Raw genomic sequence first — 26,137 nt, forward strand, 5'->3', positions numbered from 1 at the left:
CTATAGTTTAGTGTTTAACCACTTTGTTGACACTTAAACCCAAACGTTTTGCCAAGCGGCTTAGATTAGCTCTATCAACCCCTAGCTCTTTAGCCGCTGCCGACCAGCTTCCTTGGTGTTTTTCTAAGCTCGCTGCTACCAAGCTTTTTTGATAAGCGTCTGTTGCTTGGCGTAAATTAAAGCCGGCAGCAATACTTGTTGGTGCAGTCGATTGATACGAGGAAGCTTTTACAATATCTGCTGATTTAAGCTCACCGCAATCGGCAACGCTAATTCGTACAATAGCTTTAGCACTTTGGTGAGCTCGCGCTTTTAGCGCTGCGCGGCTAATTAGATGCTCTAATTCCCGAACATTGCCAGGCCAATCGTAGGCATTTAGATAAGCCACCAAATCACTTTGTAGTTTTATTTGTGGAATCCCCAATTTGCGTTTAACCAGCTCCACAAAAAAGCCCGCTAATAATTGAACATCCCCCACTCTCTCTCTTAAAGGTGGAACCAACACAGGGTAGACCGATAAGCGATGATACAAATCGGCGCGAAACCGCCCTTGCTCAACTTCCTTAGCTAAATCGCGGTTCGTGGCGGCAATCACCCGTACATCTACTTTTTGAATTTTGTCTTGGCCAAGCGCCTGCACCTCTTGGTTTTGCAATACTCGCAATAGCTTACTTTGGGCAGCCAAAGGCAACTCACCTATTTCGTCGAGAAAAATAGTGCCGCCATCAGCAATGCTAAATTTACCAGCCCGGTTTTTATCGGCGCCAGTAAAGGCGCCTTTAACATGGCCAAAGAGTTCACTTTCAATCAAATTGTCAGGTAAGGCCGCACAGTTCACATGCACTATTGGCGCTTTGTAACGAGACGATTGAAGGTGCAAAGACCGCGCAACTAGCTCCTTACCTACACCGGTTTCCCCTTGGATCAATATAGTAAAATCAGATGGTGCCACCAAGGCAATTTCTTGTTTGAGGCGTTTCATCACTGAGCTTTCACCTACAATTTCATCACTGTTGTGGTGCCAAGCTGCTTGATTTAGCTCTTCCAATACTTGTTGCGAATGATGAGCTTGCTGTTCCAGTAGGTCTAAGGTTAAGCCTGTATTAAGGCTAGCTGCGGCCATGGCGGAGATTACTTCAAGTGTTCTATTGGGAATGTCATCAAACACTTCAGGCGTAAAGCTATCTAAGGTAAGCACGCCAATTAAGCTTTGATCAAAATACAAGGGTAAACCCATACAGGCATGAACAGGCAAATCACCTTCTCGGTCGATCAACAAGCCATCATAGGGATCGGGTAACTCACAGGTAGCCGGAAAACGCACCGGCATGCTGGAAGCACAAATTTGTTGAAAGCGCGGATGTTCCGACAGGTAAAAGCGCCTACCTAGAGTATCTCGGCTAAGCCCTTGCAGCGTAAGAGGAGTAAGTTGCTCACCTCTTACTGCAAGCAAAGCCACTGCATCACAAGCAATGGTTTTTCGTACTGTATCTAGTAACCGGTCGAAGCGATCTTTACTACTAAGATTTTGCGCTAAGTCTAAAGCTAACTCGATTAAGGCTTTTGAAGATATATCTGACATTACAACTCCTCATTTATACCCATAGTAGTCAAAATGACTAATAATATCCACGAGTCAATATGACACAAACAACTCAAGAGTAACCGAATTTACAGGTCTTAGCGGCTTTAAATAGTTGGTATGAAGATTGCGAAGTACTTATGTGAGCGAGAAATGAATATCAAATAGCTAGGGTCTGTTGATCTTTGGTGTTGAATTTTTGTTCGAGATAAGCGGGCTTTAATCGCGGCGAGCACTTAGAAGCCTAGTGGGCTAAGCAAGAAGGGCTTAACAAAGAGTAAAGTTCGCTTATCCGAACCCTTCGGGCAGCATTTCTTAGCCATTTATTCAGCGTTAGCGAGTGATTATTAAGCCCACTTAACTGCACACTCACTGCCTTGCCTAAATGGCTAATAAATGGCTGCAAAAGCCATCAGCAAAGATCAACAGACCCTAGTATCAGGAGAACTCCATGAAACACTTTCCTTTATTCGTAGATTCAAACAAACCAAGTGCTTTTCGCCAATACATGCGTTGCATAGTGGGTGGAAACTGGTTAATGCTAGTCTCACTGCTTGTGATCATTTCATCCATTATCATTTCCTACCCCTTAGCACAGGCTTTTTCTATTCCAATGCAAATTACTGCACACATATCTACCATTGTATTTGCTGGCGTATTAAAAGTGGGTTACGTGTTACGCTGCGTAGGATTTAACGAACTCGGTCAAGAGGTTATATAGTGATTAAAATTGCTGAGCCAGATACAAAAGATACTGCACAACATTGGCATCAACACCCAATCTTCGAATTAGCCTTTCGCCCTTTCTTCTTGCTAGCAGCCTTTAGCTCGGCACTTAGCTTGGCGCTTTGGATAATGCTGTTAAACGGACACAACTTGATTGGCTTTAGCGGCTTAAGTCCACAGGTTTGGCACGCCCATGAAATGCTAGTTGGCTTTGGCACCACCGTCGCTGTTGGTTTCATCTTAACCGCAGTACAAACTTGGACTGGTCAACCAAGCATTAAAGGAAAAGCGCTGGCGGGCTTGGTGCTATTATGGTGTTTTGCTCGCATAGCCTTTTATATAAACACCGCTGAGAGCGCAATACTCGCAAGTGTATTACAAGGTTTGTGGTGGCTCGCCGTGGTAGTGATTTATAGCAAGTTGGTGTTTGCCGCGCAAAACCGCCGTAACTACATTTTTATCGCTCTATTGTCGGTCATGGGTTTGATAAACCTGGCGATTTTAGCCTGTGACTTGCTCGCCAATACTGCCCTAGCACTACATTTAACTCGAGCCATGGTGTTGTTATTTACCATTATGATGGCCTTGGTGGGTGGCCGAGTAATCCCTTTCTTTACTGTTCGCGGCGCCCAAACCGCAGCCATAGAGTGTCCGGTGTGGATCAACCGCTTAGTAGGTCCATTAGCAATTGCAACCACTGCGGCTTTTATTGCTAGCTATTTTGTAAATACCTATCAACTTGTACCACTAAGTTTAATGTTACTTGGGCTGTTTCACTTATTACGCTTAGCTTACTGGCGCAGTATTAACACCCTAAAAGTACCGCTGTTATGGTCGCTACACATATCGTATTTGCTTATGGCCTTGGGTTTAATTGCTCTTGGCGCGAGCTATTACCTAACTCCACTAAGCTTTAGCAATGCGCTGCATATCATTACCATTGGAGCCATTGGTTTGATGATTTTTGCCATGATGAGCCGTGTATCGCTTGGCCATACCGGCAGAACATTGATCATCAAGCCGATTATTAGCATTGCGTTTATCCTCTTAGTAGCGGCTACTTTAATACGCACTTTTTTACCCCTTGCTGATGCTTTGTTAGCTTGGAATTTAAGTGCTGGACTTTGGATAATCACGAGTTTGATTTTCTTAACGGTATATTTGCCAATATTGTCTTCTAAACGCCAAAGCTAAACATTTTACGGCAAGCTCTAGACGCCCTTAGGCTATTCTGCGATATTGCAGCAATGTTTAAGGGCTTCTTTACAAGGATTTCCCCATGTTGCTCAGTGTATGGCTCACCTTTGTAGCCGCTTGTATTGTATTTAGTATTTCACCGGGAGCTGGCACCGTAGCCACTATTAGCCATTCATTAAGTGGTGGTTTTAAACAGGCATGTAAAAACATAGCTGGCTTACAACTAGCTCTTGTCACTCATCTAATTATTGTGTCTATTGGTTTAGGCGCATTGTTAGCGTCTTCGGCGATAGCGTTCACCGCAGTAAAGTATCTAGGCGCAGCCTACCTCCTTTATTTGGGCATTAGTAAATTCTTTGAGAAATCAGTGGCACTAACTGGAAAAGAAGTGGCAATTAGAACCAGTTCACAGCTTATTAAACAAGGGTTTATCGTTAACTTAATGAACCCAAAATCAATTATTTTTCTTGCTGCATTTTTACCGCAGTTTGTTAATCCAACCCAAGATATGACCGGCCAGTACCTGCTTTTAGGTGTAACAGTGGTAATGATTGATTGCGCCGTGATGTTTAGCTATGCCACCTTAGCTTCGGCGGTAAAACCATGGCTAGGAAAGGCGAAGTTTGTAGCCTTGCAAAATCGTGTATTCGGCTCGCTGTTTGTAATGATGGGCATTGCCTTAGCTAAGGTAGAGCGATAAACCAGCAAAACATTAAACAGCAGTTTTCTTCAAATTAGTTTCATCTTTTTATCTATTTATTCGTCTTATGGTTAAACAACCATAAGAGCGAGATAGAAATGATTAACATTGTTAGCTTTAAAATATGCCCGTGTGTATAGCGTGTAATTGCGGCGCTAGAAGCCAAAGGCATTGCTTACCAAATCCATTACATCAGTTTAAGATACTGTAAACGCTAAAAATTAGGAAAGTGATTTTATGAACAAAATCCTTAGCATTTTATTCGTCAGCAGCTTTTTAGTTGCTTGTGATAATAATGAAGTCGCCGATGTATCTTTAGGCTTACTTACCACCAAAGACATTAAAATCAGCGTATTAAAGGATCCTTTAATAGATGGAGTGACCTGCCACATCGCTAATGTAGAAGCCGATCTAGACTTTGCAGACCCCAGCGATATGTCTATATCCTGTCGCCAAACTGGCGAAATCACCCCAGCCATGCTAGCCAATATCGATATGTCTAAATCAGGTGAGGTTGTTTTTAAAAAGTCTAAAAGCATACTCTTTAAGTCTTTAAAGATTAGACGTATCTTCGACGCCGAATCTCAAACCCTGATGTATTTATCTTATTCAACCAAAGAAACATCAGGCAGTTACAAACATAGCTTGTCTACTGTGCCGCTATGGGGAACAAAAGCTTACTCGATACCAGTAGCTACTATCCAATAATTGACGACATTTACCTTAGACATAAAAAAGGCCCTCTAGTTAGAGGGCCAAATACCACTATCAACAGTTAAGTTCTTATCATTATTTCGCCGCTAACAGTTTAAGCTCGTGAGCAACAAATTCTACGTGTGGGCCAATAACCACTTGTACTGCTGTTTTACTAGGGACGATAACGCCAGGTACATGCTTTTTAAGTTCATTTACATTTACCTGGTCACTGTTTTTCACTTCTAAGCGAAGACGCGTTGCGCAGTTATCAACTAATACTACGTTATCGGTACCACCCAACATTGTCAGAACTAAACCTGCCGTCTCACTATGTGAACCGCCTACACTTAAGCTAGCTTCTTCTTCAGAGGCATCTTCACGACCCGGCGTTTTAAGGTTCATTTTGATGATCATTGTTTTGAAAACGAAGTAGTAAACAGCGAAGAATACTAAGCCTTGTGGAATCAGCATGTACCAGTTGGTAGCAAGTGGATTACGTGATGACAACACCATATCAACCAAACCTGCACTAAAGCCAAAGCCAGCCATCCATTGCATTGACGCTGCAATAAATACTGAGATACCTGTTAGTATCGCATGTACTACGTATAGCACCGGTGCTACAAACATAAAGGCAAACTCTAGTGGTTCTGTCACACCAGTAAAGAACGAAGCTGTAGCTGCCGCAATCATAATAGATGCAACTTTTGTTTTATTTTCTGCTTTAGCAGTGTGGTAGATCGCGAGTGCGGCACCAGGTAATCCAAACATCATAATCGGGAAGAAGCCAGCCATGTAACGCCCTGTTTCTCCTGGAACAGCATCTGATGCAACGCTCAAGAATTTACCTAAGTCGTTAATGCCTGCCATATCGAACCAGAACACAGCATTTAGTGCATGATGAAGGCCAATAGGAATTAGTAAACGGTTAAAGAAGCCATAAATACCCGCGCCTACCGAGCCCATACCGGTAATGCTCTCACCAAAAGTAACTAAGCCACCAAAAATTAACGGCCAAAGGTACATTAATACAAAGGCCACCACGATACCGGCTACTGAGGTAAGAATAGGAACTAAACGCTTACCGCTAAAGAACGACAACGCTTTATGCAATTCAACTTGATAGAAGCGGTTATACAACTCGGCAGCCATAATACCGCTAATAATACCAACAAATTGGTTTTCAATTTTGGAAAATGCCAAGGTGCTTGAATCATTTAAAGTCACCAAGCCAATTTGCTCTACAGCCCCCGGAGAAAGCAAGGTGGTAATTACCATATAACCAACAAAACCAGCCAAAGCTGCAGCACCGTCTTTGTCACGAGACATGCCATAAGCAATACCAATAGCAAACAACACCGACATATTGTCGATGATGGCAGCACCCGATTTAATTAAAAATGCAGCTAAGGCGCTATTGCCCCCCCAGCCATTTGGGTCAATCCAATAACCGATTCCCATTAAAATGGCTGCTGCAGGTAGCACAGCAACGGGCACCATTAAGGCTCGACCAATTTTTTGTAAATAGCTAAACATAGTATCCCTCGTTATGGTTGTTAGTAACCAAATTCTATTTTCCAGTAGCGATTGCCTGTTCGAGCTTGGATGAAATCATTAAACATTTTACCAATTAATGCTTCCTCCCAAGAACTTAATTCGCAGTGTAAATAATAAAAAATACATCGCAAATGAAGCGCTGTAAAAATGTGACGTAGGCACATTCAATACAAGCCAAACACGCTTTTAATCACAATTTTTAGAATACTTATTTCTCTATGCGAATTAAATTGCTAAGCTAAGCCTAAAATTACTGGAGAACGATGATGAGATTAATACCATTACTTGACAAAAGCCAAGTAGGACGTTGGTCTGCACTTTATATCGCAGAGAAAATTAAGTCTTACAAACCCACTGCGGAACGCCCATTTGTATTGGGGTGCCCTACAGGTGGAACGCCGCTAGCTACCTATCAACACTTAATTGAGCTACATAAGCAAGGTGAACTAAGTTTTGAGCACGTTGTAACGTTTAATATGGATGAATATGTTGGGATCCCTAGTGACCATCCGGAAAGCTACTACAGCTTTATGCACAACAACTTTTTCTCGCACATAGACATTCCTGTAGAGAACATTAATTTGCTCGACGGTAACGCCGAAGATCTAGAAGCAGAGTGCGCTAGATACGAAGCCAAAATTAAACAATACGGCAAAATTAATTTGTTTATGGGTGGTGTAGGCGTAGATGGCCACATCGCTTTCAACGAACCGGCGTCATCGCTAGCTTCAAGAACGCGGATAAAAACCCTTACCGAAGACACTCGCATGGTTAACTCGCGCTTCTTCGATAGCCTAGAACAAGTGCCAAAACTAGCCCTTACTGTAGGCGTGGGCACCCTGCTCGATTCTGAAGAAATTCTCATATTGGTGACTGGACACAATAAAGCCCAAGCATTAGAGGCTGCAGTTGAAGGCAGCGTTAATCACCTTTGGACTATCTCTGCACTGCAACTTCACCCTAAAGCGATGATAGTCTGTGACCAGCCTTCCACCATGGAATTAAAAGTAAAAACAGTACGCTACTTCCATGAACTGGAAGCTGAAAACATCAAAAATATTTAGGATAAGATAATGATGTACGCCTTAACCAATGCATTAGTATTTGATGGTTGTGAATTACTTAACGGCTATTCGGTGCTTGTTGAAAACAACACCATCAACTCTGTTGTGCCAAACCAGCAAGTATCACCACAAATAAACAGCATAGACTTAAATGGCTCGGTACTCTGCCCAGGGTTTATCGATTTACAACTAAATGGCTGTGGCAGTGTGATGCTTAATGGCGACTTCTCTAGCACCAACTTAGAGCACATGCATCAAACTAATTTAGTAAGTGGTACTACTAACTTCATGCCCACCCTTATCACCACCAACGATGAGGAAATGGAGCAAGCAGTTTCGATATCACGAGAACATAGCCAAGCCCACGGCTCTGCTAACTTAGGGCTTCACCTAGAAGGCCCCTACCTGAGTGTAGATAAAAAAGGTATTCATAGTGAAAAGCTAATCCGCCAGCTCAACCAACAACGTTTACGCTTTTTGCTAGATAACCACGACGCAGTTAAAAAGGTTACCTTAGCGCCAGAGCATGTTGAGCTATCAAGTATAGCAGCACTAAAAGAAGCAGGCATATTGGTGTCGTTAGGCCATACTAATGCGAACTACCAGCAAGCAAGCGATGCAATAAATGCTGGAGCAGGTTTTGCCACTCACCTATTTAACGCCATGAGCCCAATGACCGGTCGCGAACCAGGCGTATTAGGCGCTATTTTCGACCACAATTTATATGCTGGCATCATTGTAGATGGTCACCATGTATCTAGTGCTAATGTGCGTATCGCTAAACGCTTATTGCGCCACAAACTGTGTTTAGTTACAGATGCCACGGCAGCCGCGGGCGCTAACATAAGCAGCTTTGACTTTGTTGGACGCAAGATCACAGTTCAAGATGGGATTTGCTTTGGCGATGATGGTACACTCGGCGGTTCTGCTTTAACCATGATTGAAGCAGTAAAAAACTGCGTACAATCAGTAGGTTTATCTCTTCGAGACAGTTTAAGAATGGCTTCTTTGTACCCAGCAACCGCAATTAACAGGGATCAAGACTTAGGCAGAATCAAGGCAGGTTACGCCGCAAACTTAACCGCATTTGATCAAGACTTTAATGTCACCCTTGCAATTAGCGATGGCCAATTGACTCAGTTTTAATCAAAAAAATGAATGATAAATTAATCGTAAATGTAGATAAAGTTAAGCAAGTAAATACCGCAGCTGTATACGGCATGATTGACCAACAAGGGCCAATCTCGCGGGTAAAAATTGCTGAACAAAGCCAGCTCGCCCCCGCCAGTGTGACTAAAATCACCCGCCAACTGCTGGCAACTGGCTTAATTAAAGAAGTTGCCCAACAGGCCTCAACCGGCGGGCGTCGCGCGATTTCCTTAATGGCAGAGCAAGGCTGTTATTACTTTGTCTCGGTGCGATTGGGTCGTGGAGCTTTAGATATCTCGCTATTTGACTTAAGCGGTGTATCTCATGCCCACGATAAGCTTCCGGTAAACGAGCTTGAGCAAGATCCATTAAGCACAGAGTTACTAGACAAAATCGCCGATTTTATTTCACAACATGTTAGCGAACAAAAACAACTTATTGCCGTAGCAGTAACCTTGTCTGGCTTAGTTAATCCAGGCGAAGGCATTGTAGTTTATACCCCACACTACCAACTACGTGATTGTCCACTGGGTGAAATGATAGAAAGCCGTTTCGGTTTACCCGCTTATATCGGTAACGATACGCGCGCGATGGCGCTAGCAGAACATTATTTTGGTGCGACTAAAGATTGCTTAGATTCAATTTTGATTACTGTGCATAACGGCACCAGTGCCGGCATCATTGTTAATGGCCAAGTATTTATGAGCCAGCATCGAGATGTTGGCGAAATCGGTCATATACAAGTCGACCCATTAGGTAAAAAATGCCAGTGCGGTAATGTAGGGTGCCTCGAGACTATCGTCTCTAACTCCGCTATTGTAGCTCGTTTGCAAGAGCTAATTGAGCAAGGTAGTCCAAGTATGCTTGAAGCCGGCTTCACTATTGAAGATGTTTGTTTTGCGGCTAAACAAGGCGACATGTTGTGCCGCCAAGTACTGCAACGCGCTGCTACAGTATTAGGAAGCAGCATTGCCATTACTATTAATTTATTTCATCCCCAAAAAATTGTCTTAGCGGGTGAAATAATGAACGCTGAAGAAATTTTATTACCCACCATTCAGCAGTGCATTCAACATCAAGCCTTAAGCTCTTTTACTGATGACTTGCCTGTAAAGGCAGCACACTTTCAAAACAACCCGACCATTGGTGGCCTAGCACTAGTGAAGCGTGCTCTACTCGATGGCAGCTTATTAATCCACCTAATCAATCAAAAGCCAGAATAAGCAGTTCTATATAAGCCATCCATTAATTAGGATGAGTGAGCACAAAACGCGGTAAAGCATAGGAATAATTGATATTTTTATGCTTTACTTTAGAGGTTTATTCACAAGGACTTGGTTAATGCAGATCTTCACTCACCGAGCTATTGTAATCAGTAGTGGCCTCATAGCCTGTTCGTTAATGGCGTACATTGCATTAATGCTACTTTCTGCCGAAATCACTGAAAACCAACGACGCTACGCAAATGATACTCTCAACCTCACACAATCGGTAATTCACGATTCGCTTCACGCTCTTGATGATTTGGCAAACCTTGATATCCAAGATTGCAGCCAATCGGCACTAACTAAAATGCGCCAAACAGTTTTTCTAAGTCACTTCATTCGTGATGTTGGCTACGTAAAAGATAACAAGCTGCATTGCACTACAACAGGCGGCTTGCTAAAAGAACCAATCAAATTAGAGCCTCCCACATTCACTACTAGTTTAGGGTTTGATGTTTGGCTCAATCAGCAACTAGTTATATTCGACAACATGCATTCTGGGGTGGTTATCCGTAAAGGTGATTTTAATGTTGTGATAGACAACAGTACCTTTGCAAAACTTGAATATGGCGAAAACCAATGGGAGATAGTGTCCAATACAAATAACAACGTTACCCACCTATCCGGCACTCTGGGGGTTTTCAATCACAGCGAATTAATCAGTTATGAAGAAATCACCGACGACTACCACTACTTTCACAACTGCAGCGAAAACTATAATTTTTGTATTGCACTAAGCATGTATAACTACACCTTAATTAAAAACAAAACAGGTTTTTTGATTTTCTCTATTTTATTAAGTCTAGCCTTTGGTGTAATTGCTAGTATATGTTCAGAAAGTTTATTCAAGCGACACAACAGTATCAACGCTCGCTTACGCAGGGGCATTCGAAAAGGCTACTTTTACTACCAAATTCAGCCTTTGGTAGACTTAAAAACCAAACGTATTATTGGTGGCGAAGTACTCGCGCGTTTCAAAGATCCCTTAGGTGAGCTATACCCCGACCAATTTATCTCAGAAATCCGCGCCTTAAAACTGACCTGGCCCTTCACCCTAATGATCATAAAAAATGCTCTTAATGACTTACAGTCAAGCGGAGCCATACAAAGTGACTGCAAAATAAGTTTTAATATTTTTCCTAACGATGTTGAAAATAACAATATCGAAGAACTTGGCAGGCTAGATGAAGTAGTAAACTTTTCAGGAAACATCACCTTAGAAATTACCGAAGACTTGCAGCTAGACAGTCTAATAGCAAACCAGAATATTAACGCGGCAATTCAACAAGGTTTTGAAGTTGCTATCGACGATTTTGGTACCGGCTACTCAAATTTGGCCCAGCTTAAAAGCTTTCGCTGCCAGTACTTGAAAATTGATAAAAGCTTTGTGTTTGACTTAGAGGCTGGCTCGATTCGCTCTTCCTTAGTGCCTCACATGGTTGATATTGCCCATAAATCCAATTTAAGGGTCATTGCTGAAGGCATAGAAAATTCCCTGCAAAGCAAGGTGTTAGAAGAGTTAGGTGTTGAATATGGCCAAGGCTGGATGTTTGGAAAACCAATGCCCTTAGCGCTTTTTGTTAAAGCTTACCAACACACAAACAACAGTGAATGAGTTTTAGCTTGTCAAACAACTTAAGCTTTAAGCGAGCTTTTACTTATCGATTACAAAAAAGGACAGCTTGTTGCTGTCCTTATGCATTTCTGGAGCCCCCTTAGCAGGTCACACCAATGTTGTTGTCATTTTGCCAAAATAGCTGCCACTGTTCTTCACTGGCGCTACAACCACAACCTTTGTTGCAAGAGCCTAACTTAACCACCCGCAGTTTATGGCGTTTTACCCAGGGTTGCAGCATGGCCAGCGCGGCATCATCGCTCAGCGAAAAATGCTTAGCCACTTGGTTTAACAACACCCCCGGATTTTCTTCAATATAGGCTTTAAGCGCTTGTAGTATCATAATATTCAGCCTTTTGGCGCTTTAAGAACAGTACCCAAACGCTTAAAACAATAACCATTGCCAATAATAATACGCTGGCTGAAAATGGTGCCTGCTGCCAGGTTGCTGCTTGGTAATAAATAGTTGCGGTGCAATAAGCCAACAAAGTAGACCATACGCCAATCAACCTTGCCCATTTTAGCCCCAGCTCCTTAACCAAAGCGCCCATTGCTGCTGCACAAGGCATGTATAACAAAATAAACAACATAAACGATACTGCCGATGCTTGGCTAAAGTGTTGCGACAACTGTGACATAGTGCCTACATCTACTTCGTTAATTTCTGCTGCGCTGGTTAAATCATCAGCTTCTTCAATGGCAATGCCTAGCGGGTCGCCATAATTAAGGTCGTTAAAGTTATCGACAATGCTTTGACCGGCTTCTTGGAAACGGCCTAAGTAAGTCCATGCTTCAGCCTCTTCTTCAGGATCAGCATATAGGCTATTTAAGGTGCCAATTACCGCTTCTTTAGCAAACAGGCCGGTTACAATTCCTACAGTTGCTGGCCAGTTATCTTGCTCAATACCCATGGGGCCAAATACCGGCGTAACAAACTGACTTGCGCGAGCTAATATGGAGTGTTCTTGACCTTCAGCATCCAACTCACCACCGGTACCAATGTGGTTAAGAACACTTAATATTGCTACCACTAAAACAATGGTTTTACCGGCGCCAACAATAAAGCCTCGCACTTTTTGCCAAGTCAGCAGCAATACCCCAAATACCGTTGGGAATTGGTAATCTGGTAGCTCTAGTACTGAGTCTTGAGCGGTGCCAGGAAGCAGTGTGAACTTGAGCAGTAAACCGGTAATAATCGCGGCGATAATGCCCACAATATAAAGAGCAAACACCATGTTCTGCCCTTGCTCCGGGAAAAACGCTGCAACAAACAAAGCATATACAGGTAAACGTGCGCCACAAGACATAAACGGGCTCATTGCTGAGGTAAGCACCCGTTCTCGGTGTTTTTCTAATACCCGAGTTGCCATGATGGCCGGTACGGTACAACCAAAGCCCATTAGCATTGGCACAAATGCTTTACCGGGTAAGCCGATAACTTGCATAGCTCGGTCAACAACAAACGCAGCACGCGCTAAGTAACCAGAGCTTTCTAACAAAGCTAAAAACAGGTACAAACAAGCAATTACCGGAATAAAGGTTGCTACGGTTTGTATGCCTACCCCTACTCCACTGGCCAATACAATGCTCGCCCATTCTGGCGCACCAATACTAGCTAACAGTTCGCTCACCCCATCAACAAAAATAGTACCCGCTGTAATATCGAAAAAATCGATAAACACCGCGCCACCGTTAATGGCAAACATGAACATTAGGTACATAACACCTAAAAAGGCCGGAATACCGACCCAACGGTTAAGCAATACTTTGTCCAGTAGCGCGGAATAATCGCGGCTTAGCTGGCCTTTTTTACTGATACAGCTTTGGGTAAGTTGGTAGATAAAGCTATAGCGGCTGTCAGCGAGCTCCAAGTCAACGTCTGTTGTTGAGAATTGGCCCAGCGCTTGACTGAATTCTAACTGTAAATCAGGCTCTAGTTGCTCCATTAACCAAGGGTCCTGCTCAATCAAGCGCAGAACTTGGCCTTTATTTAAGTCAAGCTTTTGCTGCCACTCGCAGCTAAAGGCTTCAATTTGTTGGGTGTATTGTAAGCTTAAAGTCGGAGCTTTCTGGGCTTGTTCCATTAGCTTAGGCAAGTTGCGCTTAAAATCATTCACCTGCTTTTTAGAGGTGGCCGACAAGCACACTACAGGCAAATTAAACTGCTCGCTAAATTGCTTCACCTTAATATTAAGTAGCTTAGCTTTAGCTGTGTCCATTTTATTTAGAACCAACACCACTGGTAAGCCAAGCTCTTTAAGCTGAATGCTTAAATATAGGCTTCGCTCCACTGCGCTGGCATCAATTACATTAATGACTAGGTCGAGTGGCTCAGACTGCAAAAACTCGCAAGCAATCCGCTCATCTAGTGAGCTTTTATCAAGCTGCGGATCAATGTTGTACACACCAGGCAAGTCTACGACTTCTGCTTGCCAGTCGGCTTGGCGGATCCAGCCAGACTTTTTGTCTACGGTTATCCCGCTAAAGTTGCCTACTTTTTGTTTACTGCCGGTTAAAGCGTTAAACAAGGTACTTTTACCGCTATTAGGGTTACCTACGGTGGCTATCATATGTTTGTTCATAGACTATCCACCTCAATCGCTTTTGCTTGGCCATTACTTAGCGCAAGGTTGATTCCAGGTGCTGAAACTTGGATAGGGTCCCCAAGTGGAGCGCGCCTTACAATGGTTAAGGTCGTATTGGGTAAAATACCCAACGACATAAGCTTCTTGCGCATTGCTCGCGGTAAACCATTTAAGCTCAATATTTGAGCCTTTTGACCAGTGGCTATTTCATCCAATGACATGGAACCTCCATACCTAAGTCTAAATAATAATGATTTTCATTTGATTTTATTGTGCGACACACATCACTATTCCGTGTTGATCTAAATCAAACGCTTATAGATAGCTTGGTATTTTTGTGAGAAATATTTAGCGCTATTTTTTGAAACCTCCTGAACAAATACGCTACCATCAGCACAACTTACGTATAAGGTAGATTGAAGATGTCATTCAAAGACCAACTTTCGCAACTGGTTTACTCAACAGACCAGGGCCGCATTGAGCCAGAGCAACAAGCTGAACAAGTACCTGATACAGACGGTACTATTAAACTGCGTAGAGAAACGAAAGGCAGAAAAGGTAAAGGGGTTACCTGTTTAGCTGGATTTGGTTTACCTGAAGCTGAGCTAAAAGCCTTATGTAAAGAAATGAAAAAACACTGCGGCGTAGGTGGCAGCGTTAAAGATTACGTTATCGAAATCCAAGGTGACCAGCGCGACAAGCTAGAGGTTTGGCTTAAGCAGAAAGATTACAAAACTAAACGCATAGGTGGTTAAACCATTGCCTTTGGTAGGGCTTTTAGGTATATTCTTCGCGCTTTTGGGGAGTAGCTGCCCATATCAATAAGGTATGGGGCATTTATCAACATACTTAGTGCTCATCACTATGGTAAATGCAGCCAACACTGGCCTAGCAAGACCAAATGCACATTAACGCTATTTAGAGGTGAGCAGCGTTATGTGCATTGGTTTATCTGCTCGCCTCTTATTAAGAGATCCAATGGAAGCTTTATTCACTTCAATTACTGCCGTAGCCATTGCCGAAATAGGCGATAAAACTCAACTGCTTGCTCTGCTGCTCGCCTGTAAATTTAGAAAACCAATTCCGATTATTGCTGGCATTATTATCGCTACGCTACTTAACCATGCCGTCGCAGCATGGTTTGGCGCACAAATTCAACAATGGTTTAGCCCTGAGCTGTTGCGTTGGCTAGTAGGCTTGTCTTTTATTGCCATGGCCATTTGGGTATTAGTTCCAGACAAAATAGATGAAGACGATAACAAACTACTCAAATACGGCCCGTTTTTGGCCTCGCTCATCTTATTTTTTATTGCCGAAATCGGCGACAAAACCCAGGTTGCGACCGTGATTTTAGCGGCCAAGTATGACTCGATGTTTATGGTGATTACCGGCACTACCATCGGAATGTGTTTAGCCAACGTGCCTGTAGTGCTGCTGGGTAAACTTGGCGTAGAGAAATTGCCTATGACTCTCATTCATCGTGTTACTGCTATTTTGTTTTTGGTGCTGGGCGTTACTACATTGGTGTTCTAGTAAGGCTTTTGCTGCGCTCTGGTTGTGTTAAACTCAGCCGCAAATTGTTAGCAAGGTTGTAATAATGAAAATAGTTCGTTGGATTTTAGGCCGCATTATATTGTTACTTAACGCAGTATTTTCCCCTAAGGGCGTAATAAGAAGTGCAGAACAGCAAGCGATAGTTGATCAAAAAACCCAAGGTTTACACCTTTATCAGCTGCCAGCTTGCCCGTTTTGCGTAAAAGTACGTCGCTCGATGAAACGTAATGGTATAAACATCGGTTTACGGGATATTAAGGCGCAGCCAGAGTATCTTGAAGAATTGATTGCCTACGGGGGCTCAAGAAAAGTACCTTGTTTACGCATTGAAAATGGCGACCAAGTAGAATGGCTTTACGAGTCTAACGACATCATTAACTACCTAGAAGCCAAAGTGGCTTAAAACACAAAAGCTCCGCATTGCGGAGCTTTTTACTATTAGCAACTCAAACTTAGTCTGCTTCCATAATATCACTTGGCATGGTTTCACGCAGGCGCTTCCATACTTCACTTGTGGCAATACCGTAACTACGCACTACCTGCAGCGCTTTATCGTGCTCACCACTGTCGGCTAAAGCTATCAACTCCTGATAGAAGTTGTCCACCAAGATTCTGGCTTGAGGATCATCAAAATAATACTTACCAACACTTCTATACATGCCCCTAAAGCCATTTAAGATAAGCGCGTATAATGGGTTGCCAGACGCAAAAGATAAACCGTGTAACACTTGGTAGTCAAATTCAGCGTAAGCTTCGCCAGTTTGTTCAAGTTGTTTGTATTGCTCAATAAGTTGGCGACTTTTCTCTGGGTTGTTTTTTAGGGCGCCACGAATAAAAATCACACTAATGTTGGTTCTTGCCGACAGCAGCTGTTCAAACAACTCTGGCACACCATCGGTATCTAAACGGGCCAAGGTTTCTAAAATATTAAGCCCTGCGGTTTCCCAAAAGTTGTTCACTTTGGTGGGCTTGCCGTGTTGAATCGTTAACCATCCATCCCGCGCCAATCGCTGAAGCACTTCGCGCAAAGTGGTTCGAGTAACACCTATTAACTCAGATAATTCTCTTTCGGCAGGTAAAATTGTGCCTGGAGCAAAACGGTTATTCCAGATAGATTCAATGATGTATTGTTCTGCGAATCCCGCTGGACTTTTTGCTTTAATTACCATTATTTACTCAGTCTATTTTCGTTTTTATTGCAAGGATAATAACAAACCATTAACGAAAGCTAAAGCAAGTGGTTTGAGCTCAAACCTCCAAATTTGAAAATCTCTTGACTATTTTTATCGACACTTGAATAAATTTGATATTTTCAGTTGTTCAACTACCAAAGCCGCGTGAGATCACATACAATCGCGCACGAGTTTTCGTAGGGGAAACTCGACCTGCCATTTGAACAACAATGAGATTTCAGGATGAATACTAGTCTTTCTAGTGCTTTTGCTAAGAATTTTCTTGGCAATGCACCTTTGTGGTATAAAAAAGCCATTGTTTTATTTCTAATCATTAACCCCATCGTTTTCTATATCAACCCGTTTGCGGCAGGTTGGTTACTAGTTATCGAATTTATTTTTACTCTTGCGATGGCCTTAAAATGTTACCCGCTTCAGCCGGGCGGCTTGCTTGCCATAGAAGCAGTAGCAATAGGCATGACATCCTCTGAAACCGTTAAACATGAATTAGTTGCCAACTTCGAAGTTGTGCTGCTGTTGATCTTCATGGTGGCTGGCATTTTCTTCATGAAACAACTGTTGCTGTTTGTTTTCACCAAGATGCTTATCAAAATTAAAGACAAAGCCATTTTGTCTTTAGCCTTTTGTGCAGCCGGCGCCTTTTTATCAGCATTCTTAGATGCCTTAACCGTAATAGCAGTAGTCATTAGCGTAGCGATTGGCTTCTACAGCATTTACCACAAAGTGGCATCTGGCAAAGATTTCCACCAAAAACATGACCACACTGGCGATGACTTAAGCAGTGATGACTTAGAAGGCTTTCGCGCATTCTTACGTAGCTTAATGATGCATGCAGGTGTAGGTACCGCTTTAGGTGGCGTATGTACCATGGTAGGTGAACCGCAAAACCTGATCATTGCAGACCAGTCTAGCTGGCAGTTCTTCGAGTTCTTCCTGAGAATGGCACCGGTATCTCTGCCTGTTTTAGTATGTGGTTTAATTACTTGTGTGGCCTTAGAGAAAGTTGGCAAGTTTGGTTACGGTAGCAAGTTACCAGCAAACGTTCGCCAAATTCTTACCGACTACGATAAACACGAAGATCAAAAGCGGACCAACCGTGACCGTGCAAAACTGATTGTTCAAGCAGTTATTGCTGTATGGTTAATTATTGGTCTTGCATTGCACTTAGCCGCTGTTGGCTTAATTGGTTTATCAGTGATTATTCTTGCTACTTCATTTACTGGCATTACTGAAGAGCATCAGCTAGGTAAAGCCTTTGAAGAGGCCCTGCCATTTACAGCCCTATTAGCGGTGTTCTTCTCTATTGTTGCGGTAATTATTGACTTAGAGCTATTTAAACCAGTGATTCACTGGGTATTGTCGATTGAAAACGAAGGCCAGCTAGTTGCTTTCTATATAGCAAACGGCTTGCTATCGATGGTCAGTGACAATGTGTTTGTGGGCACGGTTTACATTAACGAAGTAAAAGCAGCTTGGTTAGAAGGACAAATCACCCGAGATCAGTTCGACATGTTAGCGGTAGCAATTAACACCGGTACTAACCTACCTTCGGTTGCCACGCCAAACGGTCAAGCGGCCTTCCTATTCTTACTAACATCGTCGTTAGCGCCATTGTTACGCTTATCATACGGCCGCATGGTTTGGATGGCGTTGCCTTACACTATTGTGCTCGCCGGTATTGGTTTATTATGTGTGGAATACGCACTTATTCCTGCTACCCAATACTTCTACGATATGGGTTGGATCAGCCATCACGTTGCAGGAGCAGCATCGGCGGTTTCTGCTGGACATTAAAAATAAAAACGGCGATGCTTGCATCGCCTTTTTTTATCGGAGTTTCTGATTATGCTCAACTTTTTAAGCAGCATGCCGTACCAACGTAAACCTTGGTTTCTGCTTTTTATTGGTAGCTTGTCACTAGAATTGTGTGCCTTATTCTTCCAACACGTAATGAAGCTCGACCCTTGTGTTATGTGTATTTATGAGCGTGTAGCCATGTTTGGTTTAATGTTCGCGGGCCTCATTGGATGGATAGCCCCTCAAAACCTGATTATTCGCTTAACAGCATTTGGAATGTGGATAGTAAGCGCAGCTTGGGGCTTGCAGCTGGCTATTACTCACACCGATTATCAAATGAATCCTAACCCATTCGCGACTTGTGACTTCTTCGCCAACTTTCCAGAATGGGCGCCATTAGATAAGTGGGTACCTTGGTTATTTAACCCAACAGGCTTCTGTGACAAGATTTCGTGGATGTTCTTAGGTTGGTCTATGCCACAATGGCTAATCTTGATATTTGCTGTATTTTTAACTGCCGGTATTACGTTCTTTGGCCTACAATGGCGCAAAAAACAAGCTAGAAATTTAAAGCCATCCTAATAAGTACTGCAGGACAAACAGCAATCAGTTGACCGCTCACACAGCTCAAAAACAATCGGGGACCTATTTTTTAGGTTTCCGTTTTTCAACCTCTAAAAATACCAATCACAACTTCCATTTTCAGAAGGAAGTATTAACCAAAGCCCTAACAGCGCTTTAAACGTCAGCCGAAGAGATACACGGATGCCATTTAAATCATAATTTCACAGAGATAATTAGCGTTTATTTTTCACTAAAGCACCAATAACTTGTGGGGTTTGAGCATAAACACGTTTGCTTTGAGCAAGCAATAACTCCGCGGTGGCTACTGCATCCACTAGCGCGTTGTGCCCTGGGTAATCAGGCAAACCATAGCGTTTACGTACTGAAGCTAAACGATAATCTCCGGTTTTTTGACGATTTGCATTCGCTAGTAAAGACTTCTCGATGCTTAAGGTATCAATCCATAATACTGGGAAATGACTATCTTGATAACGCTGCTGCAAATACGCTTCTATAAACTGTTGCTCCACGCAGCGACCGTGAACCAATAAAACTTTGTTGCGCATAGCTTTAAATAGCTTATCCATTGCCGCATCTAGGCTAATGCCCTGCTCTAACATCTCTGGCACTATTTGATTAATAACAGCGGTTTCGGCTTTTACCTGGGTGCCGCTATTTACGAAATAATGCTCTGCATCCTGCATGTTGATCCGCAAGTTTTTCATTGGCACAAAACCAATGCTTAAGATTTGATCTGTGCTGGGGTCTAAACCGGTTGTTTCTATATCAAAGGCTAAAAACTCTAGGTCTTTTATTAGCTCACTTTCTTTAGGTAATTCAGACTTTAGTAGCTCAACGAGCTGCTTTGGCAACTGTGTAGAAGCTAAAGCCTTACTGCGCTGTTTAGTCAGCTTTGCTATGGGTTTAAAACGCTTAAACATAGCTAAAACTACTTCTCACTAAAACGCAACTTGGCTGCATCTTGCAGATTACCAATAATTCTAAAGGCATCTTTTAGGTGTTCACGCTCAAAGTTACCAAAACTTTTAGGTGCGATGTAGTTGTTGGGCTGTTGCCCCTCTTTTAAGGCTTTTAACTGATGACGAAAGCGTAACTGGGTAATAAAGCGGTAAGCACCCAATACATCTTTAAGGGCATCATCACTTAAAATATGTTGCTTGGCTGCTTGGTTAAAGCGTTGCTCGGTGCCAGTGTCATCGCAGTTTACTGCCAAGCCATAAATTCGGCCTAAATCGACAATAAGTAACAAAGCGTACTTTTTAATATCGAGCATTTCGCTGTGTTCGCCGCCTTTTTCTAGCACCAAATTATTGAAGATACCCAGTGGCGGGTTAACCGAAACGGAGTCTGTCACTAAGGAATTTAAAAAGGTTTTATTGTTATTTAGCAAACTGTACAAATACTGCTGCAATTGCTCAGACAAGCTACTATCACCATGAATACAACGCACTTCCATAAATACCGTGGCGTTAAGTAACATGCTGTATTCTGGATTAGAGACCCACTTACGGTAATACTCTTTCCACACATTAATTGGCTGGCACCACTTAGGCGTAGCGGCCATAAATTTGCCGCTACACAATGGGTAACCACAGCTAGCCATCGCATTACACACGTACATGGCTAAGTGGGTAAAGTAGATTTTGTCTGATTTACTCGCGCCTTCTGGCAAAATAATTGCGCTGTCTTGATCTGAGAGCATGTGCACTTCGTTACGGGCATGCGAGCCTGCCACCACCCAAGTATACGAACAAGGCGGCTTGCCAAGCTTTTGCTCAGCCATTTGAATAAGTCGGCGATTGTAAGCATCCATAATCATCGCCATTACGCGGCCGATTACTTCCACCCTTACTTTGCCTTCCACTAAAGCTTCAAAAATAGCTTGTCGCTCGGGAGTGAGCTTAGCTAGACCTTCAATGCTTTCGGTGTATTTGATCTTTTCAATAAGAAAAATCGCTTGTACCCGATGCTTTTGCACTAGGTGCGAGGTTGTAAGTAAGCCAAGTACCTGATTGTTTTCAACTACCGGTAAACTGCGAATACTGTGCTCCATCATTAACGAAGCAGCAGTAAGAATAAGGTCGTTAGGTTTGGTGGTAATGGCAGGTGTTGTCATCACCTCGCTGATAGGACAGCTTATGTCGTAGCCCTCTGCAATTACTCGCTTGGTCATATCTCGGTCGGTAATTAAGCCACTAATCACCCCATTTTGTTTGATTACAGCGGTTGATGAACGGCATTGCTCGCGCATTTCTTTAGCCACCGCTTGAATAGACATGTCACCAGTAACAACTGCCACGGTACCGCTAGCAACTTCAGAGACTTTTTTGAAAAACAAACCTTTTTCATTGTCTGACCACACCACATTAAGCGCCGACTGCAAGCGCACTCGCGCTTTAGAGGCAAAGCTATCCGCATATTCTGGATGCTCTTCTAGTAACTGAGTGAGTTGGCTATGTGGCACCATGTATAACAAGGTGTTTTCTATCGCCGTAGCACTGTATCCGTCTAATGCATCTTTAAGTGGCGCTAAAAAAGTAAAACCAAATAAATCTTCCTCACCTAACTTTGAGCGTAAAACTCCATTGGGTTTACGCTGCTCCATTGCGCCAGTGCGAATAATGTATAGAAAACACTCTTGCTTCTCGCTGCCAAAGTTGATTTTTTCGCCACGCGCTAAATAGGTAATTTGCACCGACTCCCCTATTTGACGCTGCAATTTAGGTGGCAACAAATTAAAAGGATAAATTTGCGAGAGGAACTCAATAATGTTTGGCAGTAGGGTTTGCGGCATGGTGACAACCTATAATCAGCAATAGTAGTATTATATTGCTATTTTGCAGAAATACTATGAGCTAACTTCAATATGTCGAGATATTAACCGCTTATAACTCACGGCCTAGAGCAACTATAGCTGAGATATTGCCAGCCTCACCAAGTCCTTTATCTTTTCTAGATCTTGCGAATCACTAAATGCTAGCTCTATCCATGCAGATCCTGCACTGCGCTTGGGATGAACAAGCGAGCGAGCCGGCCGTACCAAACCCAACTTAGTAATGGTGTTTTTGCCTAGCTTTAGATCAAGTTCATCAGATTGATGAAAATGAGCAAACTCACATTCTTTATAGCGAAAACCATAAAAGCCGCCTTTGTCATTTGGCCAAAACACGCTACTCACACCTTGTTGAGCTTCTAACCAATGGTGCAACTGTTGTTTTAAGCTTGATTGCTCCTCGATAAGCTCCCCTCCTTCTACCAGTAAAACCAAAAGACTTAGCGATTTGCCTGCTCGTGCTTTAACAGCCAATCTTTGCGGTGAATTCCCCCACCATAACCGGTTAATTGACCGTTAGCGCCAACTACCCGATGACAAGGAATAATGATACTAATACGATTTTGCCCATTCGCCGATGCCACAGCTCGCACGGCATTAGGAACTTGTAGATACTCCGCTTGTTGGCCGTAACTGCGCGTTTCGGCGTAAGGAATGTCCATTAAGCCTTGCCAAACTTTTTGTCTAAACTCGGTGCTTGGGGTGTCTAGCGCCACGTCAAACTGTTTGCGGCTTCCCTCAAAATACTCTGCAATTTCCTGTTGAACTTGGTCTAAGTGCGGATTATCTCCTGGCAAAATCACCGCTTTTAATCGCTTGGTAAGATCGGCAAACTCAGTTTCTAGCATGCGTCTATCGGTAAACTCCAATAAACAAAGCCCTTTATCAGTGGCACAGGCATACATTGGCCCAATGGGCGTGGTGAAACGAACAATGTTGATAACTGCTTGGTTTTGTTCACTAGGCGCTCCGCCAAATACTTTTTTATAGCTGTCGTTAAAGCCACTTAGCGATTCATAACCGCTATCAAAGGCGCTATTGCTTACACTATCCCCTTGTTGAATTTGGCTAAAAGCTGAGTTAATCCGCAACATCCGCTGGTAAGCGTGAAAGGTAATGCCATGATGTTTCTTAAACCAACGGCGCACTTGCGCGGGTTCTAAACCTCGCTCACGCAAGTCACCATCTTGAATTCGCGTGAAGTTGTCTTGCTGAAGGTCGTCCAATAACTGCTTAATACCTGAAGGTGCAGCATCCAGCGGCTGCATCGGTTTACACACCTTGCATGCGCGATAACCGTGCTGTAATGCTTGTTGCACGGTGTCGTAGAAAACCACATTGTCAATTTTAGGTTTACGGGCCCTGCAGCTAGGCCGACAAAAAATGCCGGTGGTTTTAACCGCGGTATAAAAAACGCCTTCATACTGAGCATCTCTGCGACTCATAGCTTGATACTTTTGCTGAAAACTTAGTGCTTTCATAAACTTTTCACTACATAGAACAGACTTGGAACTACATTAGCAAGTTTGCTGAGCAGCGCTACCGAAAACTGAACAAGTATTTTTAACTAAAGTATAGGGCTAGCTTCACGTGGTGAAAACTAACCCTAAACACTGGCAAGATAACTAGGCTAGATGCTGCTCAAAAAATGCAATAGTTCTGTTCCACGCCAGTTCTGCATTCTCTTCATCATAGCGGCCAGTAGAGTCATTATGGAAACCATGGTTAGCTTTTGAGTACATGTGCATTTCAAAATCAACCTTATTGGCCAATAGGTCTTGCTCATACTCTGGCCACGTTGCGTTAACCCGCTTATCAAGTTCTGCTAATTGAATTTGTAATGGTGCTTTGATGTTGGCTCTAAGCTCTTTGGCCGCCGGCGTTCCATAAAATGGCACTCCAGCGTCAAGCTCGCTACCCATTCGCGCTGCAAGCATATTTACTACATAACCTCCAAAGCAAAAACCCACTGCGCCAAGTTTACCGTTGCTTGCATCATGTTTTTTTAGAAACTGAGCAGCAGCTAAAAAGTCCTGTTCAATTTTACCGCGGTCTAATGACTTTTGCATGCTTCGCCCTTCATCATCATTCCCTGGGTATCCGCCTAAGCTGTATAAGGCGTCCGGGGCAAAGGCTATAAAACCTTGTTTAGCTAAACGCCTTGCTACGTCTTTCACATAAGGATTAAGCCCTCGGTTTTCGTGAATAACCAATACTACGGGTGCTTTGCCCTGTAAATTTGCGGGCATAACAAGATACCCTCTACCCTCACCGTAACCCTGGGGGGAAGCAAAAGTTGCGAAGCTTGCTTTAATATCAGGATCGTTAAACGACACTTGTTCAGCCAGCGCGTAATTAGGAAGTAAAGCCGACGATAACACCGCCATTGAAAACCCAACTGCCGCCAGTTTAGACAAACGAGCTAAAAACGTTCGGCGATCAATAAGTCCGTGTGCATATTCGTCATACCAATCAAATGCTTCTTGAGGAATAGAATAGCTTTGTTGAGTTGCTAGCACTTCAGTTTTAGATGAATCCATAGTTAGCTTCCTTACCTTTACCTTAATGTATGACCTTAGACCAAATAGATGTTCTTGGTATCACTTGGCTATATTTTTATTCCTTGAGCAATTAAATTGACTACGCGACAAACCACTTAGTCACATGAGGCTTGCAGGTTCAGTCTATACCAACGGCATAATACCAATTTAAGATCAGCACTATTTTTAATGCCCCTAAACAAGCTAATCACTTTGCACTAATCCACATTTAATAGCTTAAAATCCGGCCTAATCCAGTTTGATGTCTCAAATAATTAACGCGCTAATTGACCTTCTTTTTTTGAGAAGCATCATAAATATATTGTAGTACAATAATTCAATAAACAAGCTATAGGTAAGCGAATGAAAATAAAAACTCTTGTTGTTATGATGCTAGGCGCGCTAAGCACCAGCCTATCTGCGGCCACGACTACGCCAGCAGAAGTATTAGATCTATCTTGTTGGAAAGTAACTTTACCAGTGTCTTTGGACAATGGTGACCGCCCTACCGAGTTTAGCGAGAAAGAGATTGCTAAAGGCGCAATGCATGAAGATTACTTTTACGTAAACGAAGCAAAAGACGGTGTGGTTTTTCGCTCACCGATTCAAGGTATTAAAACCTCTAAAAATACCAAGTATGTTCGCTCGGAACTTCGTGAAATGATGCGCTGTGGTGATACTAGCCATAAAACAAAAGGCGTTAATGGCAACAACTGGGTATTTAGTCATAACGAGTCAGCTGAGTCATTAAAAAATGCGGCGGGTATAGATGGTAACTTAAAAGCCACCTTATCTGTCGATCACGTCACCTCTACCGGTGAAATTTGGCAACAAGGTCGAGTCATTATTGGTCAAATTCATGCCCCAGATGATGAACCCGTTAAAATCTACTACCGCAAACTTCCTAACCATGAAACCGGTTCGGTATGGATTAGTCATGAGCCAAATGGTGGAGACGACATCATTTTTCCGATGATTGGTCCAACTAAGCCAAATTACTGGAAGCAAAAAGATAAAGATATTCCAAAGGCATACAATGATGGTATCGCCTTAGGTGAAAAATTCTCCTACGAGATTGATATTAATGGCTCTGACATGACGGTAACCATAAGCCGCGAAGGTAAGGCTGATGTTGTACAAAAGGTTGATATGCAGAACTCAGGCTACGGCTTGAAAGATCAGTGGATGTATTTTAAAGCTGGTGTTTATAACCAAAACCGCTCTGGCAACCCAGAGGACTATGTTCAAGCAACCTTCTACAGCTTAGATGTAAGCCACGGCTCTGCTAAGTAGTTCCGAGCGAACCAAAACTAAAAACGCGTTGAAGCTTGTTTCAACGCGTTTTTATTTCCCCTCTGCCCCACTTTTTGTAATTAAAAACGTTTACCAACGTTAAAGTGGAATCAACCGGCATCACCCAAGAGCCAAATGGCACTAGCTCCAGCAATAGAGCACGTAAGCATCAGATTGATAAGTGAAAATAAAGAATTAAAATACAG

Annotated in this window: 25 protein-coding genes and 1 riboswitch; of the genes, 14 read left to right on the top strand and 11 right to left on the bottom strand. The window is 42.9% G+C overall.

What is annotated here, in order from left to right; translation table 11 throughout:
* Positions 1 to 7: 7 nt before the first annotated feature.
* Complete coding sequence (gene norR / locus K5L93_RS01180; protein ID WP_220718108.1) at positions 8 to 1,582, bottom strand: nitric oxide reductase transcriptional regulator NorR; 1,575 nt, start codon at positions 1,580 to 1,582, stop codon at positions 8 to 10.
* 451 nt (positions 1,583 to 2,033) lie between these two features.
* On the opposite strand from norR, the gene K5L93_RS01185 reads away from it, so the two are divergent.
* The 4 genes from K5L93_RS01185 to K5L93_RS01200 all read left to right on the top strand — a co-directional run bounded on the left by K5L93_RS01185 (position 2,034) and on the right by K5L93_RS01200 (position 4,913).
* On the top strand, positions 2,034 to 2,303 hold the full coding sequence (locus K5L93_RS01185) for a hypothetical protein (RefSeq protein WP_016401063.1): 270 nt from the start codon (positions 2,034 to 2,036) through the stop codon (positions 2,301 to 2,303).
* Positions 2,303 to 3,502 (top strand): NnrS family protein, encoded by a 1,200-nt coding sequence (locus K5L93_RS01190; protein ID WP_220718109.1) that lies wholly within the window; start codon positions 2,303 to 2,305, stop codon positions 3,500 to 3,502. Before K5L93_RS01185 ends, K5L93_RS01190 begins: the two co-directional genes overlap by 1 nt.
* 85 nt (positions 3,503 to 3,587) lie before the next feature.
* Positions 3,588 to 4,205 carry a homoserine/homoserine lactone efflux protein gene (gene rhtB / locus K5L93_RS01195; protein WP_220718110.1) on the top strand — a complete coding sequence of 206 codons (618 nt, stop codon included), beginning with the start codon at positions 3,588 to 3,590 and terminating at the stop codon, positions 4,203 to 4,205.
* Positions 4,206 to 4,442: 237 nt separating this feature from the next.
* Positions 4,443 to 4,913: a CreA family protein gene (locus K5L93_RS01200; RefSeq protein WP_220718111.1), complete on the top strand. Its 471-nt coding sequence runs from the start codon at positions 4,443 to 4,445 to the stop codon at positions 4,911 to 4,913.
* A gap of 81 nt (positions 4,914 to 4,994) precedes the next feature.
* On the opposite strand, the gene nagE is transcribed toward K5L93_RS01200, so the two are convergent.
* Complete coding sequence (gene nagE, locus K5L93_RS01205) at positions 4,995 to 6,437, bottom strand: N-acetylglucosamine-specific PTS transporter subunit IIBC (protein WP_220718112.1); 1,443 nt, start codon at positions 6,435 to 6,437, stop codon at positions 4,995 to 4,997.
* Positions 6,438 to 6,724: 287 nt separating this feature from the next.
* On the opposite strand from nagE, the gene nagB reads away from it, so the two are divergent.
* The 4 genes from nagB to K5L93_RS01225 all read left to right on the top strand — a co-directional run bounded on the left by nagB (position 6,725) and on the right by K5L93_RS01225 (position 11,551).
* Positions 6,725 to 7,522: a glucosamine-6-phosphate deaminase gene (nagB, locus tag K5L93_RS01210; protein ID WP_220721414.1), complete on the top strand. Its 798-nt coding sequence runs from the start codon at positions 6,725 to 6,727 to the stop codon at positions 7,520 to 7,522.
* Between the two features lie 9 nt (positions 7,523 to 7,531).
* The gene (nagA, locus tag K5L93_RS01215; RefSeq protein WP_246614958.1) at positions 7,532 to 8,668 is read left to right on the top strand and encodes an N-acetylglucosamine-6-phosphate deacetylase; all 1,137 of its coding nucleotides are present in this window, start codon (positions 7,532 to 7,534) and stop codon (positions 8,666 to 8,668) included.
* 8 nt (positions 8,669 to 8,676) lie between these two features.
* Positions 8,677 to 9,894: an ROK family protein gene (locus tag K5L93_RS01220; RefSeq protein ID WP_220718113.1), complete on the top strand. Its 1,218-nt coding sequence runs from the start codon at positions 8,677 to 8,679 to the stop codon at positions 9,892 to 9,894.
* A 118-nt stretch (positions 9,895 to 10,012) separates the two neighbouring features.
* Positions 10,013 to 11,551 (top strand): EAL domain-containing protein, encoded by a 1,539-nt coding sequence (locus K5L93_RS01225; RefSeq protein WP_220718114.1) that lies wholly within the window; start codon positions 10,013 to 10,015, stop codon positions 11,549 to 11,551.
* A gap of 100 nt (positions 11,552 to 11,651) precedes the next feature.
* Here K5L93_RS01225 and K5L93_RS01230 read toward each other — a convergent pair whose 3' ends face one another.
* The 3 genes from K5L93_RS01230 to K5L93_RS01240 are packed head-to-tail and all read right to left on the bottom strand — an operon-like array spanning position 11,652 to position 14,357.
* Positions 11,652 to 11,894, bottom strand: a complete 243-nt coding sequence (locus K5L93_RS01230; protein WP_220718115.1) for a FeoC-like transcriptional regulator — start codon at positions 11,892 to 11,894, stop codon at positions 11,652 to 11,654.
* On the bottom strand, positions 11,875 to 14,133 hold the full coding sequence (feoB, locus tag K5L93_RS01235; RefSeq protein WP_220718116.1) for a Fe(2+) transporter permease subunit FeoB: 2,259 nt from the start codon (positions 14,131 to 14,133) through the stop codon (positions 11,875 to 11,877). Before feoB ends, K5L93_RS01230 begins: the two co-directional genes overlap by 20 nt.
* Complete coding sequence (locus K5L93_RS01240) at positions 14,130 to 14,357, bottom strand: FeoA family protein (RefSeq protein WP_152782511.1); 228 nt, start codon at positions 14,355 to 14,357, stop codon at positions 14,130 to 14,132. Before K5L93_RS01240 ends, feoB begins: the two co-directional genes overlap by 4 nt.
* Before the next feature lie 201 nt (positions 14,358 to 14,558).
* On the opposite strand from K5L93_RS01240, the gene K5L93_RS01245 reads away from it, so the two are divergent.
* From K5L93_RS01245 to K5L93_RS01255, 3 genes are all read left to right on the top strand, one after another.
* The gene (locus tag K5L93_RS01245) at positions 14,559 to 14,891 is read left to right on the top strand and encodes a translation initiation factor (RefSeq protein ID WP_220718117.1); all 333 of its coding nucleotides are present in this window, start codon (positions 14,559 to 14,561) and stop codon (positions 14,889 to 14,891) included.
* A 33-nt stretch (positions 14,892 to 14,924) separates the two neighbouring features.
* Positions 14,925 to 15,101, top strand: a riboswitch (yybP-ykoY riboswitch).
* Positions 15,102 to 15,114: 13 nt separating this feature from the next.
* A complete protein-coding gene (locus tag K5L93_RS01250; protein WP_220718118.1) occupies positions 15,115 to 15,669 on the top strand; it encodes a TMEM165/GDT1 family protein in 555 nt (184 codons plus the stop codon).
* Between the two features lie 64 nt (positions 15,670 to 15,733).
* A complete protein-coding gene (locus K5L93_RS01255) occupies positions 15,734 to 16,093 on the top strand; it encodes a glutaredoxin family protein (protein ID WP_220718119.1) in 360 nt (119 codons plus the stop codon).
* A gap of 49 nt (positions 16,094 to 16,142) precedes the next feature.
* Here the strand turns inward: K5L93_RS01255 and fadR are convergent, their stop codons facing one another.
* Positions 16,143 to 16,859, bottom strand: a complete 717-nt coding sequence (gene fadR, locus K5L93_RS01260; protein WP_220718120.1) for a fatty acid metabolism transcriptional regulator FadR — start codon at positions 16,857 to 16,859, stop codon at positions 16,143 to 16,145.
* Between the two features lie 246 nt (positions 16,860 to 17,105).
* Between fadR and nhaB the strand changes: the two genes are divergently transcribed.
* Positions 17,106 to 18,677, top strand: a complete 1,572-nt coding sequence (nhaB, locus tag K5L93_RS01265; protein WP_220718121.1) for a Na(+)/H(+) antiporter NhaB — start codon at positions 17,106 to 17,108, stop codon at positions 18,675 to 18,677.
* 51 nt (positions 18,678 to 18,728) lie between these two features.
* Positions 18,729 to 19,262, top strand: a complete 534-nt coding sequence (gene dsbB, locus K5L93_RS01270; protein ID WP_220718122.1) for a disulfide bond formation protein DsbB — start codon at positions 18,729 to 18,731, stop codon at positions 19,260 to 19,262.
* 215 nt (positions 19,263 to 19,477) lie between these two features.
* On the opposite strand, the gene K5L93_RS01275 is transcribed toward dsbB, so the two are convergent.
* From K5L93_RS01275 to K5L93_RS01295, 5 genes are all read right to left on the bottom strand, one after another.
* Complete coding sequence (locus K5L93_RS01275; RefSeq protein ID WP_220718123.1) at positions 19,478 to 20,185, bottom strand: exonuclease domain-containing protein; 708 nt, start codon at positions 20,183 to 20,185, stop codon at positions 19,478 to 19,480.
* Positions 20,186 to 20,193: 8 nt separating this feature from the next.
* Positions 20,194 to 22,059 carry a putative nucleotidyltransferase substrate binding domain-containing protein gene (locus tag K5L93_RS01280; protein ID WP_220718124.1) on the bottom strand — a complete coding sequence of 622 codons (1,866 nt, stop codon included), beginning with the start codon at positions 22,057 to 22,059 and terminating at the stop codon, positions 20,194 to 20,196.
* Between the two features lie 114 nt (positions 22,060 to 22,173).
* Positions 22,174 to 22,572, bottom strand: a complete 399-nt coding sequence (locus tag K5L93_RS01285) for a luciferase domain-containing protein (RefSeq protein WP_220718125.1) — start codon at positions 22,570 to 22,572, stop codon at positions 22,174 to 22,176.
* On the bottom strand, positions 22,539 to 23,579 hold the full coding sequence (locus K5L93_RS01290) for a bifunctional transcriptional activator/DNA repair enzyme AdaA (RefSeq protein ID WP_220718126.1): 1,041 nt from the start codon (positions 23,577 to 23,579) through the stop codon (positions 22,539 to 22,541). The genes K5L93_RS01285 and K5L93_RS01290 overlap by 34 nt, the downstream gene beginning before the upstream one ends.
* 144 nt (positions 23,580 to 23,723) lie before the next feature.
* The gene (locus tag K5L93_RS01295) at positions 23,724 to 24,638 is read right to left on the bottom strand and encodes a dienelactone hydrolase family protein (RefSeq protein WP_220718127.1); all 915 of its coding nucleotides are present in this window, start codon (positions 24,636 to 24,638) and stop codon (positions 23,724 to 23,726) included.
* Positions 24,639 to 25,001: 363 nt separating this feature from the next.
* Here K5L93_RS01295 and K5L93_RS01300 point away from each other — a divergent pair, with 363 nt between their 5' ends.
* On the top strand, positions 25,002 to 25,931 hold the full coding sequence (locus K5L93_RS01300; RefSeq protein ID WP_220718128.1) for a polysaccharide lyase family 7 protein: 930 nt from the start codon (positions 25,002 to 25,004) through the stop codon (positions 25,929 to 25,931).
* Positions 25,932 to 26,137: the final 206 nt, after the last annotated feature.

The sequence above is a fragment of the Agarivorans litoreus genome (assembly GCF_019649015.1).
Taxonomy (GTDB): Bacteria; Pseudomonadota; Gammaproteobacteria; order Enterobacterales; family Celerinatantimonadaceae; genus Agarivorans; species Agarivorans litoreus.

What these genes read in the sequence shown, in the direction of transcription:
- nhaB (WP_220718121.1), top strand. Translation starts at nt 17,106, where the DNA reads ATGAATACTAGTCTTTCTAGTGCTTTTGCTAAGAATTTTCTTGGCAAT.
- K5L93_RS01280 (WP_220718124.1), bottom strand. Translation starts at nt 22,059, where the DNA reads ATGCCGCAAACCCTACTGCCAAACATTATTGAGTTCCTCTCGCAAATT.
- K5L93_RS01295 (WP_220718127.1), bottom strand. Translation starts at nt 24,638, where the DNA reads ATGGATTCATCTAAAACTGAAGTGCTAGCAACTCAACAAAGCTATTCT.
- dsbB (WP_220718122.1), top strand. Translation starts at nt 18,729, where the DNA reads ATGCTCAACTTTTTAAGCAGCATGCCGTACCAACGTAAACCTTGGTTT.
- K5L93_RS01185 (WP_016401063.1), top strand. Translation starts at nt 2,034, where the DNA reads ATGAAACACTTTCCTTTATTCGTAGATTCAAACAAACCAAGTGCTTTT.
- K5L93_RS01200 (WP_220718111.1), top strand. Translation starts at nt 4,443, where the DNA reads ATGAACAAAATCCTTAGCATTTTATTCGTCAGCAGCTTTTTAGTTGCT.
- K5L93_RS01245 (WP_220718117.1), top strand. Translation starts at nt 14,559, where the DNA reads ATGTCATTCAAAGACCAACTTTCGCAACTGGTTTACTCAACAGACCAG.
- K5L93_RS01290 (WP_220718126.1), bottom strand. Translation starts at nt 23,579, where the DNA reads ATGAAAGCACTAAGTTTTCAGCAAAAGTATCAAGCTATGAGTCGCAGA.
- nagE (WP_220718112.1), bottom strand. Translation starts at nt 6,437, where the DNA reads ATGTTTAGCTATTTACAAAAAATTGGTCGAGCCTTAATGGTGCCCGTT.
- K5L93_RS01230 (WP_220718115.1), bottom strand. Translation starts at nt 11,894, where the DNA reads ATGATACTACAAGCGCTTAAAGCCTATATTGAAGAAAATCCGGGGGTG.
- K5L93_RS01300 (WP_220718128.1), top strand. Translation starts at nt 25,002, where the DNA reads ATGAAAATAAAAACTCTTGTTGTTATGATGCTAGGCGCGCTAAGCACC.
- K5L93_RS01275 (WP_220718123.1), bottom strand. Translation starts at nt 20,185, where the DNA reads ATGTTTAAGCGTTTTAAACCCATAGCAAAGCTGACTAAACAGCGCAGT.
- K5L93_RS01225 (WP_220718114.1), top strand. Translation starts at nt 10,013, where the DNA reads ATGCAGATCTTCACTCACCGAGCTATTGTAATCAGTAGTGGCCTCATA.
- K5L93_RS01240 (WP_152782511.1), bottom strand. Translation starts at nt 14,357, where the DNA reads ATGTCATTGGATGAAATAGCCACTGGTCAAAAGGCTCAAATATTGAGC.
- feoB (WP_220718116.1), bottom strand. Translation starts at nt 14,133, where the DNA reads ATGAACAAACATATGATAGCCACCGTAGGTAACCCTAATAGCGGTAAA.
- fadR (WP_220718120.1), bottom strand. Translation starts at nt 16,859, where the DNA reads ATGGTAATTAAAGCAAAAAGTCCAGCGGGATTCGCAGAACAATACATC.
- K5L93_RS01255 (WP_220718119.1), top strand. Translation starts at nt 15,734, where the DNA reads ATGAAAATAGTTCGTTGGATTTTAGGCCGCATTATATTGTTACTTAAC.
- K5L93_RS01250 (WP_220718118.1), top strand. Translation starts at nt 15,115, where the DNA reads ATGGAAGCTTTATTCACTTCAATTACTGCCGTAGCCATTGCCGAAATA.
- nagA (WP_246614958.1), top strand. Translation starts at nt 7,532, where the DNA reads ATGATGTACGCCTTAACCAATGCATTAGTATTTGATGGTTGTGAATTA.
- rhtB (WP_220718110.1), top strand. Translation starts at nt 3,588, where the DNA reads ATGTTGCTCAGTGTATGGCTCACCTTTGTAGCCGCTTGTATTGTATTT.
- norR (WP_220718108.1), bottom strand. Translation starts at nt 1,582, where the DNA reads ATGTCAGATATATCTTCAAAAGCCTTAATCGAGTTAGCTTTAGACTTA.
- nagB (WP_220721414.1), top strand. Translation starts at nt 6,725, where the DNA reads ATGAGATTAATACCATTACTTGACAAAAGCCAAGTAGGACGTTGGTCT.
- K5L93_RS01220 (WP_220718113.1), top strand. Translation starts at nt 8,677, where the DNA reads ATGAATGATAAATTAATCGTAAATGTAGATAAAGTTAAGCAAGTAAAT.